Here is a 13,641-nt window from a genome sequence, read left to right as displayed (position 1 = left end):
CAGGTGGGGATCTTTTCTGATCGGCAGATTTTGACCAACCCCTATATCGCCGCAGTTCTAAAAAGATTCCCGCCCGCGTGGGCATAACGCCGTTTGCGGATGCTTGCCAAAGTCTCAGACTGCAATCGCACACAAAAAGGCCGTCTGAAAAAGCAGCTTTGCTTTTCAGACGGCCTTTGGGTTTCTTTCAGACGGCCTCTATCTCCCCTTGTCTTCCCAGCCGCGCAAACGCGCCTGCACACATTCGAGCTCGCGGCGCAGGCGGGCGATTTCGGCCACCGCTTCGTCGAGCTCGGCGCGGGAAACAGCGGCCGTCTGGCACGGCGCGGCGAAACGCCCGGCGGCCTGTTTCACGGCGGCAGCGGCGCGTTCGGCGGACGGCGAGGCGGCGGCTTCGGCCAGTATCTGCCGCAGGTCGGCGGCAGACAGGCGCAGGCCGGAAAAGGCGGCAAGGAGCTTGAAACCCAGCGGCAAATCGCCTTCGACGGCGATGTCGCCGAAACCGGGGCGGCGTCCGGCGAAAACGGCGTCTATCAGGCTTGGGCGCAAAACCAGAACGGCATCGGCGGGGCGGCCGCACGCTTCCAGCCGGCCGTCGGCGGTGAAGCGGCCGCGCAGTTGCAGGCTGCCGGCGCGCACGGCGAAAACCAGGCCGTTGTAACCGGCCAGCGTGTCCCGCACGGCGGGATTCTGGCGGATGATGCGGTTGGTAAGGGAAATCAGGGGCATGGTTGCTTTCAAAGGCCGTCTGAAAATACAGGCGGCTTGTTTTTATCGGTTGTTATGCCGTCTGCCGTTTGCTGCGGGGAACGGCAGGCGGGAATGTTTGTCGGAGGCCGTCTGAAAAGGGGCTGGCGGCATTTCAGACGGCCTCTTTATCCGTTCACATTCAGGATGGCGGCGAAATCGCCGTACAGGGTGTGCACGGTTTTGCCTGCGCCGCCCGCGGCGAAGGGCGGCGGGTTCAGGCCGAGTTTGGCGGCCTCGGCGGTGTAAAACTGCCGTTTGTCGGGCTGCGGGTATTCGACGGCATTGCGCAGACGGCGGCCGTTCGGGGTGCAGGCCGTCTGAAACAGGGCGGCGACGGCGCGGCTGCGGTGCAGCATATTGGCGGGCTCGGCGGCGGCGACGGTTTTTCGTCGGGCAAGGACGGCGGCGAGCGGGTGGCGTTCGGCGCAATAAAGGCCGCCGAGGCGCAGGATGTCGCGGTGCGGCACGGCGGCGGACAAAACGGCTTCTTCGGCTTGGGCAAGCAGGCGGCCGCGGCGGCTGACGAGGGCGGTGTTTTCGTCGACCTTGCCGGTGTGGCCGTCGTAAACGCCGATGCTGGAAGCGAATATCAGGTGCTGCGCGCCGTATTGCGCGGCGGTCTGCGCCCAGGCGCGGACGGTGTCGGCATAGGCGTTTTCGCCCGCGTGCGCGCAGGCCGACGGCGGCAGCAGGCAGACCCAGGTTTGCGCGTCCTGCCAGCGGGCAAAGGCCGTCTGAAAGCCGTTTGCCAAGAAGTCGGCGATATCGCCGCTTGCCAGGTCTATCGGCAGGTTGATGTCGTCGGAAGTGACGGTTTTTTTCCATGCGGACACGCGGCTGCCGTGCTGCCAGAGGGTTTCGGCCAGCGGGCGGCCGAGGTAGCCGAGGCCGAGGATGGCGCAGGAGGCGGGGACGTTCACGGCTGCGCCGCTCCTGCGGCGGGGTTTTCAGACGGCATTTCGTGCGCCAGCCAGTCGGGCTCTATCCATTTGCGGACGTTTTGCGCCGCCTGCGGCTGCCACGCGGCCATTTGTTCGAGCAGCGCGGCGGGGGTGTCGGCGACGCACAGCAGGCCGAGGTTGGCCTGCGGCATAAAGCCTTGTTCTGCGGCGCGTTCGAGCAGGGTCAGCAGCGGGTCGTAGAAACCGGCGGTGTTGACGAGGCCGACGGGTTTTTGGTGCTGACGCAGTTGGGCGAGGGAGAGGACTTCAAACAGTTCTTCAAATGTGCCGATGCCGCCGGAGAGTGCGACAAAGGCGTCGGCCAATTCGATCATTTTGTTTTTGCGAGTCGGCATATCGGGCGTTTCGATGAGTTCGGTCAGGCCGCGGTGCGCCATTTCTTTTTCTATCAGAAAGGTGGGAATAACACCGACGGCTGCACCGCCGTTTGCCAGCACGGCATCAGCCACCGCGCCCATCAGGCCGATGCGGCCGCCGCCGTAAACGAGGCGCGAGCCGCGGCGGGCAATCAGCGCGCCCAGCTCGCGGGCAGCGCGGAAGTAGTCGGAGATTTGTCCGTAGTTCGAGCCGCAGTAGACGGTAATGTTGTTCATTGGGTTCATGGTGTTGTCGGGTTTAGGCCGTCTGAAAGGTTGGGATGCCAACAGCCCCTATAGCACGGCCACGGGATACGAGCCGATGATTTTGACGAAAACATTGCGTTCGGCGAAGCGTTCGAGCACGGCGCGGACGCGTTCGTCGTCGCGGTGGCCTTCGATGTCGATGAAGAAAACGTATTCCCACAGGCCGGTTTTGCTCGGGCGGCTTTCGAATTTGCTCATGGAAATGCCCGCTTCGCTGAACGGCGCAAGCAGGGCGGCGGCCGAACCGGCGCGGTTGGGCGTGGAAAAGAGCAGCGAGGTTTTGTCCTGCCCGCTGGGGAAGGTGGACTGTTTGCCGAGGACAAGAAAGCGGGTGGTGTTGTCGGGTTCGTCTTCGATGTTGCGGGCGAGGGCGACGAGGCCGTAGCGTTCGGCGGCAGCGGCGCCGGCGATGGCCAGCGAGCCGCCGTCTTCCGCCGCCATGCGGGCGGCTTCGGCGTTGCTCGACACGGCGACGCGGCGGATGTGCGGCGGCAGGTGTTTGTTCAGCCAGTCGTGGCACTGCGCCAGCGCCTGCGCGTGGGCGTAGACGGTGTCGGCGCCCTCCCAGCCTTCGCGTTTGCGCAGCAGCTGGTGGTGGATGCGCAAAACGACTTCGCCGCAGGCTTTGAGCGGCGAGGAAACGAGCAGATCGAGGGTGCGGCCGACCGAGCCTTCGGTGGAGTTTTCCACCGGCACGACGGCGTAGTCAGCCTGGTCGGCTTCGGCCTGGCGCATACATTCGTCGACGGAAGCGCAGCCGACGGTGTTGGCGGCGTGGCCGAAGTGTTTGACGGCGGCCTGCTGGGTGAAGGTGCCTTCCGGGCCGAGGTAGGCGACGGTAAGCGGGCGTTCGACGGCGAGGCATTCGCTCATCACTTCGCGAAAGAGCCGCGCCACGCCTTCGTCGGACAGCGGCCCCCGGTTCAATTCTTTGATCCGCCGCAGCACCTGCGCTTCGCGCTCGGGGCGGTATACCACGCCCGTGCCTTTGAGTTCGCCGATGGCGCGGGCGTGGACGGCGCGTTGGTTTAACAGTTCCAGCACGGCGTCGTCGATTTCGTCGATGGCGTTGCGGTGCGGCAAAAGCTGTTTTTCCTGTTCGGCATTCATTCGGAAAACTCCTTTCGGACGGTTGCGCGAAGCGGCGTATTCTACCGTAAAAATTTTCAGACGGCCTCCACAAACAAAAGGCCGTCTGAAAACGAAGACCGACAGAGCCGGAGCCCTGCGGCAGGTTTCAGACGGCCTCTTGCGCCGGCGCCGGCCTAACGCGCGCCGGGCATCGGCGGGTAAACGCCCATCTGCCACATCAGCGACAGGTTGTCGAACTGGTCGAACTCGCGCACCAGCTTTCCGTGTTTGAGGCGGTAGATATTGGTGGCGCAGATGCGCACTTCCCTGCCCGTGGGGGCTATACCCTGAAAAACGCCCGAATGCGTGCCGGATATATTGAAGCGGGCGGCAAACACGTTGCCCTCGCCCACCACTTCCTGCAAATCCCAATACGCGTCAGGAAAACCGGTTTTCAACGCGGCGAGGATTTCCAGATAGCCTTCCGCGCCGATATGCGATTTGCCGGTGATAACGGAATCGAAGGCGGCATCGGGCGCAATCAGATCGCAGGCAAGCTTGGGCGAGGCGGTGTTCAGCAGCTCCGCGAATCTGCACATGAAGGCATGGTTGCCGATCTGGCTCATGGTTTCTCCTTATCTTATCCTTTGTCGGTCGGCGCGCATCATACCGCGAAAGCGCTCTTTTGTAATCGGATGTAGTCGGAAAAACCGGCCACGCAAAAACGGCATACCGTAGGAATAAACGCCCGCGCGCCGTGAATTTGCACTTTGCCGCGACTAACCTTGACCTGCGTCAAAGCCCGCACGGCGAAAGTCCCTATAATGCGCCCATCCGACGAACAACGCCGTTTCAACCGCCGGATAAATTTTTCTTTCCTTTCCTCTTGATGTGTGTGTGTTTGGGTGTGGCAGGCAAAACCGCCACACCGTTTTTTTGCCTGCCTGTTGTGCGGCGGGGAAACTTGAAGGCCGTCTGAAAAAACATTTTTCAGACGGCCTCGACACATTTCAGACGGCCTTTCTGTCTTTTTGAAACGGGTCGGACGGAAACGGGTTTTGCAAAGGCAGAGGCCGTCTGAAAAGTGTTTTTCAGACGGCCTTAACGCATTTCAGACGGCCTATCTGCCCAACAGCGCCGAGAACTGCGGCCAGTAAAACAGGCAGGCGACGGCGCAGACGGCCAGCGCGATGCCCGCCGCGTTGACGGTGGAAATCTTTTCCTTGAACAGCAGCGCGCCCGCCAGCGTGCCGCAGACGATAACGCCGATATTCATGCCCGCGAATACCAGCGTCGGGCTGTCGGCCAGTGCCTGATGGGCGCGGATATAGGACAGAATGTTGCCGAAATTCAGGCAGCCCAGCAGCAGGCCGCCGACTATGCCCGTGCCCGTCCATTTGGTGCGTTGCGCGAAAAGCCAGCCGAACATCAGCACGCCTGCCAGCGCGAAGGCCACCAACAGGTTGCCCGCAAAAGCCGTGCCGCTTTTGGCAAGCTGTTTGAACAGAATATCGATCACGCCGTAGCCCGCCCAAACGGCCAGCAGCAGCCCCGCGCCCTGCCACGACGCGCCCTTTTTGCCGCCTTCCTGTTTCCACAGCAGGCAGGCAAGCGCGGCAAAGGCCAGCACCAAACCGATCAGCCGCCCTTCGCCCAATTTTTCGCCGAACAATGCAAACGACGCCAGCACGGGCAGAAACAGCGACAGCCGCTGCGCCGCGTCGGATTTGACGATGCCCGCCGCGTCCACCGCCCGCCCCATGGCGACGAACACCGAGGGCAGCAGCACGCCCAGCGCGGCAAACAGCCACCAGGTCGGCAGGTATTGCCGCCAGTTGGCGGTGTCGGGCTGCAAAAACCAGACGGTGAGGCCGACGGCGGCAATGTAGTTGACGCCGACGGCCTGGCCGATGTCGATTTTCTGTTTGCGCGCCATTTTCAGCAGGACGGACACGGCGACGCTGCAACAGATGCTGATGATGAGATAGTGCATGTTTTTTCCTGAATAAGGCCGTTCCCGCCTTCGCGGGGATGACGTTTCTGAAAGTATACCGACGGCTTTCAGACGGCCTAGCGTGCGGTTTTTTGATGTTTAACGCAAATCGGGCAGCACGTTCAGCACCGCCGAGAGTACGGCCTCGCCCAGGCGCAGGGAGCGTTGGCCGTTCCAGCCGAAATCGTCGTCGGGCAGGTTGTCATTGTCTTTGAACGGCATTTCCAGCGTGTACGACAGGCATTGGAAGCGGTTGCCGACCCAGTTGTTCGCCCAACTCAAATCAGCCTCGCCCGGCGCGGCTTTCGGATAGCCCTCCTCGTCTTGGAAATCGGGGCTGGCGGCGGCGAAGGCGGCTTTGAAACGGTTTTCCAGTCCGGCGATGCGCACGTTATACGTCGGCACGCCTTCCGTACCGGCAACGAAGATATAGGGCAGGCTTTCGTCGCCGTGGATGTCGAGAAAGAGGTCGACGCCGGTTTCCAGCATTTTTTCGCGCACGTAAAACACTTCGGGGCTGCGCTCGGCCGAAGGGTCGGCCCATTCGCGGTTGAGGTTGGCGCCGGCGGCGTTGGTGCGCAGGTTGCCCAGTGCCGCGCCGTCGGGATTCATATTGGGCACGATGTAAAACGTCGCCTGATCGAGCAGGGCGCGGGCGGTGGGGTCCTGCGGGTCGAGCAGGCGGCCGAGCAGCCCTTCGACAAACCATTCAGCCATGGTTTCACCGGGGTGCTGGCGGGCGGTGATCCATATTTTCAAATCGCTTTCGACCTGGTTGCCGATGGTGAGCAGGTTGATGTCGCGCCCTTCGACGGTGCTGCCCAGATCGTCAATCTGGCACAGGCCGCTGCCCTGCGCATCGCCCAGCAGGTTGAGGTGCTGCTCGCCGGAATAGGGTTCGAAATAGGCGTAGTAGACGCTGTTGGACAGGGGGGTGTGGTTGATGGTGAGCACGCCGTTTTCGTAGCTTGTCGGCACGCAGAACCAGTTTTGCCTGTCGTAGGAGGCGCGCGCCTGATAGTCCTGCCAGCCTTCGGGATAGGCGGCGGAGGCGGCGTTTTCAAAATGCATGACGCAGTTTTGGTAGGCCGCGCCCTGCAATCGGAAATAAAACCATTGGGCGAAGGCGGCGGCGTTGTCGGGACGCAGGGCGAGGCGGATGTTTTGCGGGTCGGACAGGTCGTTGACAATGACCGAACCGGCGTGGAAGCGGGTGGAGATTTTCAGCATGGCATATCCCGTGGAGGGCGGTTGGCAAAAGGCGGCATTATAGGTTTTCCCGCGCTGTGCCGCCATATTCGGCCTTTCAGGCGGCCTGTATAATCGCGGCCGTCTGAAAGCACAGCTTCAATAAAGTTAAAACAGGAAACCGCCATGAAACTGACCCTGATGTTCCGCGAATACTGCAGCCTGTGCCACGCCATGCGCGACGCGCTCAAGCCTTTGCAGGAAGAATACGGCTTCGCCTTGGAAATTTTCGATGTCGACGACGATCCGCTGTTGGAAGAGAAATACAACGAACTTGTGCCCGTGCTGCTCGACGGCGAAACGGAAATCTGCCACTGGCATTTGGACGAAGCGAAGCTGCGCGCGCATCTGGCGGCAAAGGCCGTCTGAAAGCGCGGTTTCGACGGGTTAAACCGCCCTGCCCTTTGTGACAGGGCGGCATGGGTTTTATGTGATCCAATACGGCAGACATAAAGAAGGCCGTCTGAAAAACCGGTTTTTGGGAACCGGGTTTTTCAGACGGCCTCTTGTCTGGATTCGGGCATCCTGCCTATGGTTTACAGCGCGTCTTTCAGGGATTTGCCGGCACGAAATTTCGGAGTTTTGGCAGCGGCGATGGTGAGCGGCTCGCCGGTTTTGGGATTGCGGCCTTGGCGCTCGGCGCGTTCGCCGACGTAGAAAGAACCGAAACCGACCAATGTGACGGTGTCGCCTTTTTTCAGGGCTTCGGTAATGGCATTTACCATACCGTCCAGAGCTTTGGCGGCGGCGCCCTTGGAGATGTCGGCCTCTTGAGCCATTGCTTCGATCAATTCAGACTTGTTCACGATAAGTCCCTTTCTGTCGTTTTGAGAAAATGAAGAATTCCGAAACCCGGACGGCATCGGAATGCGGATGGATATGACGCGCCTTTATAGCAAGGCTGAATTTGCCGTGTCAAGGCAAAACGCACAAACGGCGGACATTTCCGGCCTAATCGCCCGCCGTTGCGGCGTTTTGCAACAAAACGCCGCCTGCGTCAGTGTTTGCGCGCTTTTACGCTTGACTTTGCCTCGGAAGCATTGGTTGCAGCATCTGCCGCCGCTTCCGCTTTAAAAGGCTCGGGACGGTATTCCAAACCCAGCTCCAGCACTTCGTCTATCCATTTGACGGGATGGATTTCCAAACCTTCCTTCACATTGGCGGGAATTTCCTCCAAATCCTTCACGTTGCCCTGCGGAATCAGCACATGTTTGATACCGCCGCGCAGAGCGGCCAGCAGTTTTTCTTTCAAGCCGCCGATGGGCAGCACCTCGCCGCGCAGGGTGATTTCGCCGGTCATGGCTACGTCGGCACGCACGGGAATATTGGTGAAGGCGGAAACCATCGCCAGCGTCATGCCGATGCCCGCGCTCGGGCCGTCTTTTGGTGTCGCCCCTTCGGGAACGTGGACGTGGATGTCGCTTTTTTCGTAAAAGTCGGGTGCAAGGCCGAGTGCTTCGGCGCGGGAGCGGACGACGCTCCATGCGGCGGTGATGGATTCCTGCATCACGTCGCCCAGTTTGCCGGTACGCACGATGTTGCCTTTGCCTTTGAGGGCGACGGCTTCGATGGTGAGCAGTTCGCCGCCGACTTCCGTCCAGGCAAGGCCGGTTACCTGGCCGATGCGGTTTTCGCTTTCGGCGACGCCGAAATCGAAGCGGCGCACGCCTAGATAACTGCTCAGGTTTTGCGAGTCCACCACAATGGCTTCGGGCTTGCCTGCACCCTTGCCCGCATCTTCCGCCAGCTGCGCCGCCATCACGCCTTTGCGGCAGATTTTGGCGATTTCGCGATCGAGCGAACGCACGCCCGCCTCGCGGGTGTAGTAGCGCACGATGTCGCGCACGGCTTCTTCGCGGATGTCCATTTCGCCCTCGCGCACGCCGTTGCGTTCCATCTGTTTGGGTACGAGATACTGCATGGCAATGCTGACTTTTTCGTCTTCGGTGTAGCCCGACAGGCGGATGATTTCCATGCGGTCGAGCAGCGCCGACGGAATGTTCATGCTGTTGGACGTGGCGATAAAGAGCACGTCGCTCAAGTCGTAGTCCACTTCGACGAAGTGGTCGGCGAAAGCGCTGTTTTGTTCGGGGTCGAGCACTTCCAGCAGCGCGCTGGACGGATCGCCGCGGAAATCGTTGCCGAGTTTGTCGATTTCGTCGAGCAGGAACAACGGGTTTTTCACACCGGCCTTAATCATGCCTTGGATGATTTTGCCAGGCATCGAGCCGATGTAAGTGCGGCGGTGGCCGCGGATTTCGCTCTCGTCACGCACGCCGCCCAAGGCCATGCGCACGTATTTACGGCCGGTGGCTTTGGCGATGGACTGGCCGAGCGAGGTTTTGCCCACGCCCGGAGGGCCGACGAGGCACAAAATCGGCCCTTTGAGCTTGTCGCTGCGTTTTTGCACGGCCAAGTATTCCAAGATGCGCTCTTTCACTTTTTCCAAACCGTAGTGGTCGGCATCCAACACCAAATCGGCTTTGGCAATATCTTTGATAACGCGCGTTTTTTTCTTCCACGGCAATTCGAGCAGCGTATCTATATAGTTGCGCACCACGGTTGACTCGGCCGACATCGGCGGCATCATCCGCAGCTTTTTCAACTCCGAAAGCGCTTTTTCTTCCGCTTCCTTGCTCATGCCCGCTTCGCGTATCTGCGTTTCGAGTTTGTCGAGTTCGGCACGCTCGTCTTCCTCGCCCAATTCCTTATGGATGGCTTTGACCTGCTCGTTCAGGTAATACTCGCGCTGCGATTTCTCCATTTGGCGTTTGACGCGTCCGCGGATGCGTTTTTCCACTTGCAGAATGTCCAGCTCGGCATCGAGTTGTCCGAGCAGGAACTCCATCCTTTCGGCCACATCCACGCGGTTGAGCACCTCCTGGCGCAATTCCAGTTTCAGTTGCAGATGCGCGGCCACGGTGTCGGTCAGACGGCCGTTGTCTTCGATACCCGAAATCGTGCCCAGCACTTCGGCGGGGATTTTCTTGTTCAGCTTGGCAAACTGCTCGAACTCGTTCAGCAGCGTGCGGCGCAGGGCTTCCATATCGCGGCCTTCGGAAACGCCTTCTTCGGCAGCTTCCACTTGGGCGAAGAAATAGTCGCCGTTACTTTCCACCGACAGTGCACGGGCGCGGCTGATGCCTTCCACCAGTACTTTTACCGTGCCGTCCGGCAGTTTCAATACTTGCAGGATGTTGGCAATCGTGCCCATCTTGTGGAGATCGGCGGCCTGCGGCTCTTCGTCGTTGGGGTTTTTCTGCGCCAAAAGGAAAACCGGCTCGTCGTTTTCCATTGCTTTTTCCAAAGCCGCAATCGATTTCGCACGGCCGACAAACAGCGGCAGCACCATATGCGGATACACCACCACATCGCGCAGCGGCAGCAGTGCCAGGGCGCGGTAATCTTCTGAGAATTGTGTTTTAGCCATAGTTTTTCTTCCTTTACCAAATTCAAGGCCGCCAAATTGGGCTGGCGGCGTTTTTTTCAAGACTTGAAAAGAGGCCGTCTGAAACTTATCTCGCGGCAGACTTTGCACCCCGATTGCGTTAGAATACGCCCCGCTGTTTTTCAGACGGCCTCCGCATCCCGCACAGGCCGTCTGAAAACAAACCAGGATAAAACCATGACGCCGCAAACAGAAAAACTCATCGATTTCCCCTGCGCCTTCCCCATCAAAGTCATGGGCGCGCAACACCCCGACTTCCTGCCCGCAATCCTCAAAGCCGTGCAGGAACACGCGCCCGACACCGGCGAAGCGCATATCACAAGCCGCCCCAGCAGCGGCGGCAACTACCTCTCCGCCACCGTTACCGTGCAGGCGCAAAACCAAGAACACCTCGACAACATCTACCGCAGCCTGACCGCGCACCCGCTGGTGAAAGTGGTGTTGTGATGAAAACCGTAGAACTCGGCCGCCGCGACTATTTGCCCGTTTTTGAAGCCATGAAAGCTTTCAACAGCAACCGCAGCGCCGATACGGAAGACGAATTATGGGTTGTCGAACACAACCCCGTTTTCACGCAGGGGCTGGCGGGCAAGGCCGAACACCTGCTGGATGCCGCAGACATCCCCGTCGTCCAAATCGACCGCGGCGGCCAGATTACCTACCACGGCCCCGGCCAGCTCGTCGTCTACACCATGATCGATTTCAAACGGCGCAAAACCGGCGTCCGCAACATCGTCTCCGCTTTGGAAAACAGCATCATCGCCACCCTCGCCGACTACGGCATCGAATCGGCTGCCGATCCCCAGCGCCCCGGCGTTTATGTAGACGGCAAAAAAATCGCCTCCCTCGGCCTGCGCATCAAAAACGGCTCGGTTTACCACGGTCTCGCCCTCAATGTGAACATGGACTTGGCTCCGTTCGCCCATATCAATCCCTGCGGTTATGCCGGACTGCAAATGACGCAAATCGCCGACCACGTCAGCCCCTGCCCCGCCCTTGCCGACGTGGCCGGCAAACTGACCGCACTGCTGAACAAAAATCTGGCGGCTGAGGTCGTCTGAAAACCAAAAAACGAAAGACACACCATGAGTACCGAAACCACCAATCCCCTCGACAACCGACAAGGCGTCAAACATACCGGTGCGGCGAAAACCGCCCGCATTCCCATCAAAGTCGTCCAGCCCGAGCAGAAGCTGAAAAAGCCCGAATGGATACGCGCCAAGCTGCCCAATCCGAAAAAATTCTTTGAGATTAAAGACATCCTGCGCGAACAGAAAATGCACACTGTCTGCGAAGAAGCCGCCTGCCCCAACATCAGCGAATGTTTCAGCAAGGGCACAGCTACCTTCATGATTATGGGCGACATGTGCACCCGCCGCTGCCCCTTCTGTGCCGTCGGCCACGGCCGCCCCAACCCGCTCGATCCCGAAGAGCCGCAAAACCTCGCCAACTCCGTACGCGCGATGAATTTGCGCTACGTCGTCATTACTTCCGTCGACCGCGACGACTTGCGCGACGGCGGTGCCCAACACTTTGCCGACTGCATCACCGCCATCCGCCAGACCAGCCCGCACACCAAAATCGAGATTCTCGTACCCGACTTCCGCGGCCGTCTCGACATCGCCCTCAAAATCCTAGCCGAAACCCCACCCGACGTGATGAACCACAACCTCGAAACCCATCCGCGCCTCTACAAAATGGCGCGTCCGGGCGCGGACTACAAACACTCGCTCGAACTGCTGCGCCGCTACAAGGAAATGCAGCCCGGCGTTCCCACCAAATCGGGCATCATGGTCGGCTTGGGCGAAACCGACGACGAAGTGCGCGAAATCATGGACGACATGCGTGCACACAATGTCGAAATGATTACCATCGGCCAATATTTGCAGCCTTCAGACGGCCACCTGCCCGTTTTGCGCTACGTTACGCCCGACATGTTCAAACAGTTCGAGCGCGAAGCCTACGGCAAAGGTTTCCAAAACGCCGCCTGCGGCGCGATGGTGCGCTCCAGCTACCACGCCGACGAACAGGCCGCCGAAGCCCTACGCGAACAAAGCAAATCCACACCCTGCGGCCATCATTGACGATAGGTGCAAGATACAGAAAAGCCCGATAACAATCGGGCTTTTTGTTCGGATTGGGAATGACCTCATCGGCGCGAACCGTTCAGTGCAGGCACTTCTGAATCCACAGCCTTTGCTGGGCGGGATTAAGCAACTGGTAAAACTTATGCTGGACGGCCATCTCGTCAACGGCAAACTGCAAGCCGGCTTCGTAACGTTCGACAACATAGCGGTGCGCCTGACGCTCGTCGAACTGCGGCGCGGACAGAATCCTCAGCAGGCTGTCGCGCCGGCTGCGTTCGGAACGGCGGTTGTCCTGAACCAGGCGTTCCGCCGCCTGCTTGTATTCGCCGCGCAGGGTACGCAGCTCGTCGTATTGTTCGCGGGACAGATTGAGTTGGCGGATGTCGCAGTTGGTGTGGAAATCTTGGATGTTCAGCGCGAAAGCGGCGGGAGGGAGGCCGCACAGAAAACCGGAAACGGCAGCGGCACAGAGCGTTCGGCGTGATAGATAGGTAAGCACTTTGTTCTTTCTCGGCTTGGTCTGACAGGCGGGGAAAATCAGGGTGGAAATATAAAGGAGCAGCCCGTCAATCGCGGTATAATAGCCGTAAACTTGCGTAAAACAAACCGTGATTGACTGAATACTATGGCAATTGTGCCCGCAAAATGCCGAGTGGCAGAATTTTATGTTGCAAAAATGCAATCGCACCGCTTTTTATGCCGTCTGAAAATTTTAAACGGGCTGTGCCCGAAAACAGAGGAACCCATGTACAAATTCCGTATCGCTCCCAGCATTTTGTCGGCCGATTTTGCCCGCTTGGGCGAAGAAGTTTCCCGCGTTATCGAAGCGGGAGCGGATCTGATCCATTTCGATGTGATGGACAACCATTACGTGCCCAACCTCACCTTCGGCCCGATGGTCTGCGCCGCCATCAAGCCTTACGCCTCCGTGCCGGTAGACATCCACCTGATGGTAGAACCGGTGGACGATTTGATTCATGCCTTCGCCAAAGCGGGCGCCGGCATCATTACCTTCCACCCCGAAGCCAGCCGCCATGTCGACCGCAGCCTCAGCCTGATACGCGAACACGGCTGCCAAGCCGGGCTGGTACTCAACCCCGCTACCTCCGTTTCCGTATTGGAAAACGTGCTCGACCGCCTCGATATGGTGCTGCTGATGTCGGTCAACCCCGGCTTCGGCGGCCAGAGCTTTATCCCGCACACGCTGGAAAAAATCCGTCAAACCCGCGCCCTGCTCGACCGCTACCGCGAACGCAGCGGGCGGCACATCGCCATCGAAGTGGACGGCGGCGTCAAAACCGCCAACATTGCCGAAATAGCCGCAGCAGGCGCAGACACCTTTGTCGCCGGTTCGGCCATTTTCGGCCAACCCGACTACCGCGCCGTTATCGACGACATGCGCGCAGAGCTGGCTAAGGCCGTCTGAAAAACTTCCGCCGCCTGAGCAAAGCTTTTCAGA

15 protein-coding genes are annotated in these 13,641 nt (G+C 59.7%); 5 read left to right on the top strand and 10 right to left on the bottom strand.

The features are described from left to right. Positions 1–198: 198 nt before the first annotated feature. From ACG2K1_RS05630 to ACG2K1_RS05600, 7 genes are all read right to left on the bottom strand, one after another. Entirely contained in the window at positions 199–729 is a 531-nt protein-coding gene (locus ACG2K1_RS05630) for an SCP2 domain-containing protein (RefSeq protein WP_395428462.1), read from the bottom strand. A 146-nt stretch (positions 730–875) separates the two neighbouring features. After that, positions 876–1,670 carry a GDP-L-fucose synthase gene (locus ACG2K1_RS05625; RefSeq protein WP_395428461.1) on the bottom strand — a complete coding sequence of 265 codons (795 nt, stop codon included), beginning with the start codon at positions 1,668–1,670 and terminating at the stop codon, positions 876–878. Then, positions 1,667–2,305, bottom strand: a complete 639-nt coding sequence (locus ACG2K1_RS05620; protein ID WP_395428522.1) for a TIGR00730 family Rossman fold protein — start codon at positions 2,303–2,305, stop codon at positions 1,667–1,669. Before ACG2K1_RS05620 ends, ACG2K1_RS05625 begins: the two co-directional genes overlap by 4 nt. A gap of 57 nt (positions 2,306–2,362) precedes the next feature. Then, the gene (gene pheA / locus ACG2K1_RS05615; protein ID WP_009426687.1) at positions 2,363–3,445 is read right to left on the bottom strand and encodes a prephenate dehydratase; all 1,083 of its coding nucleotides are present in this window, start codon (positions 3,443–3,445) and stop codon (positions 2,363–2,365) included. A gap of 155 nt (positions 3,446–3,600) precedes the next feature. Further along, positions 3,601–4,032, bottom strand: a complete 432-nt coding sequence (locus ACG2K1_RS05610) for an ester cyclase (RefSeq protein WP_009426685.1) — start codon at positions 4,030–4,032, stop codon at positions 3,601–3,603. 494 nt (positions 4,033–4,526) lie between these two features. Beyond that, positions 4,527–5,399, bottom strand: a complete 873-nt coding sequence (locus ACG2K1_RS05605) for a DMT family transporter (protein WP_009426683.1) — start codon at positions 5,397–5,399, stop codon at positions 4,527–4,529. A gap of 99 nt (positions 5,400–5,498) precedes the next feature. Further along, the gene (locus ACG2K1_RS05600) at positions 5,499–6,629 is read right to left on the bottom strand and encodes a M14-type cytosolic carboxypeptidase (protein ID WP_395428460.1); all 1,131 of its coding nucleotides are present in this window, start codon (positions 6,627–6,629) and stop codon (positions 5,499–5,501) included. A 144-nt stretch (positions 6,630–6,773) separates the two neighbouring features. Between ACG2K1_RS05600 and ACG2K1_RS05595 the strand changes: the two genes are divergently transcribed. Beyond that, positions 6,774–7,016: a glutaredoxin family protein gene (locus ACG2K1_RS05595; RefSeq protein WP_395428459.1), complete on the top strand. Its 243-nt coding sequence runs from the start codon at positions 6,774–6,776 to the stop codon at positions 7,014–7,016. A gap of 167 nt (positions 7,017–7,183) precedes the next feature. Here the strand turns inward: ACG2K1_RS05595 and ACG2K1_RS05590 are convergent, their stop codons facing one another. Together ACG2K1_RS05590 and lon are read right to left on the bottom strand one after the other, a co-directional pair. Further along, the gene (locus tag ACG2K1_RS05590; RefSeq protein ID WP_036496375.1) at positions 7,184–7,453 is read right to left on the bottom strand and encodes an HU family DNA-binding protein; all 270 of its coding nucleotides are present in this window, start codon (positions 7,451–7,453) and stop codon (positions 7,184–7,186) included. A gap of 191 nt (positions 7,454–7,644) precedes the next feature. Further along, positions 7,645–10,077 (bottom strand): endopeptidase La, encoded by a 2,433-nt coding sequence (gene lon / locus ACG2K1_RS05585; RefSeq protein WP_395428458.1) that lies wholly within the window; start codon positions 10,075–10,077, stop codon positions 7,645–7,647. A 195-nt stretch (positions 10,078–10,272) separates the two neighbouring features. Between lon and ACG2K1_RS05580 the strand changes: the two genes are divergently transcribed. From ACG2K1_RS05580 to lipA, 3 genes are read left to right on the top strand one after another with little or no spacing between them, the layout of a single operon-like run. Then, positions 10,273–10,542 carry a YbeD family protein gene (locus ACG2K1_RS05580; protein WP_395428457.1) on the top strand — a complete coding sequence of 90 codons (270 nt, stop codon included), beginning with the start codon at positions 10,273–10,275 and terminating at the stop codon, positions 10,540–10,542. Next, positions 10,542–11,156 carry a lipoyl(octanoyl) transferase LipB gene (gene lipB / locus ACG2K1_RS05575; protein WP_395428456.1) on the top strand — a complete coding sequence of 205 codons (615 nt, stop codon included), beginning with the start codon at positions 10,542–10,544 and terminating at the stop codon, positions 11,154–11,156. Before ACG2K1_RS05580 ends, lipB begins: the two co-directional genes overlap by 1 nt. A 24-nt stretch (positions 11,157–11,180) precedes the next feature. Beyond that, positions 11,181–12,179, top strand: coding sequence for a lipoyl synthase (gene lipA, locus ACG2K1_RS05570; protein WP_009426676.1), 999 nt, complete (start codon positions 11,181–11,183; stop codon positions 12,177–12,179). Between the two features lie 82 nt (positions 12,180–12,261). On the opposite strand, the gene ACG2K1_RS05565 is transcribed toward lipA, so the two are convergent. Continuing rightward, on the bottom strand, positions 12,262–12,681 hold the full coding sequence (locus ACG2K1_RS05565) for a Spy/CpxP family protein refolding chaperone (RefSeq protein WP_009426675.1): 420 nt from the start codon (positions 12,679–12,681) through the stop codon (positions 12,262–12,264). Positions 12,682–12,927: 246 nt separating this feature from the next. Here ACG2K1_RS05565 and rpe point away from each other — a divergent pair, with 246 nt between their 5' ends. Further along, the gene (gene rpe, locus ACG2K1_RS05560; protein WP_036496385.1) at positions 12,928–13,608 is read left to right on the top strand and encodes a ribulose-phosphate 3-epimerase; all 681 of its coding nucleotides are present in this window, start codon (positions 12,928–12,930) and stop codon (positions 13,606–13,608) included. Positions 13,609–13,641 lie beyond the last annotated feature (33 nt).

The sequence above is a fragment of the Neisseria sp. 23W00296 genome (assembly GCF_044772855.1).
Taxonomy (GTDB): domain Bacteria; phylum Pseudomonadota; class Gammaproteobacteria; order Burkholderiales; family Neisseriaceae; genus Neisseria.
The sequence above is the reverse complement of the archived record's forward strand: the minus strand, read 5'-3'. Positions and strand labels throughout refer to the sequence as shown.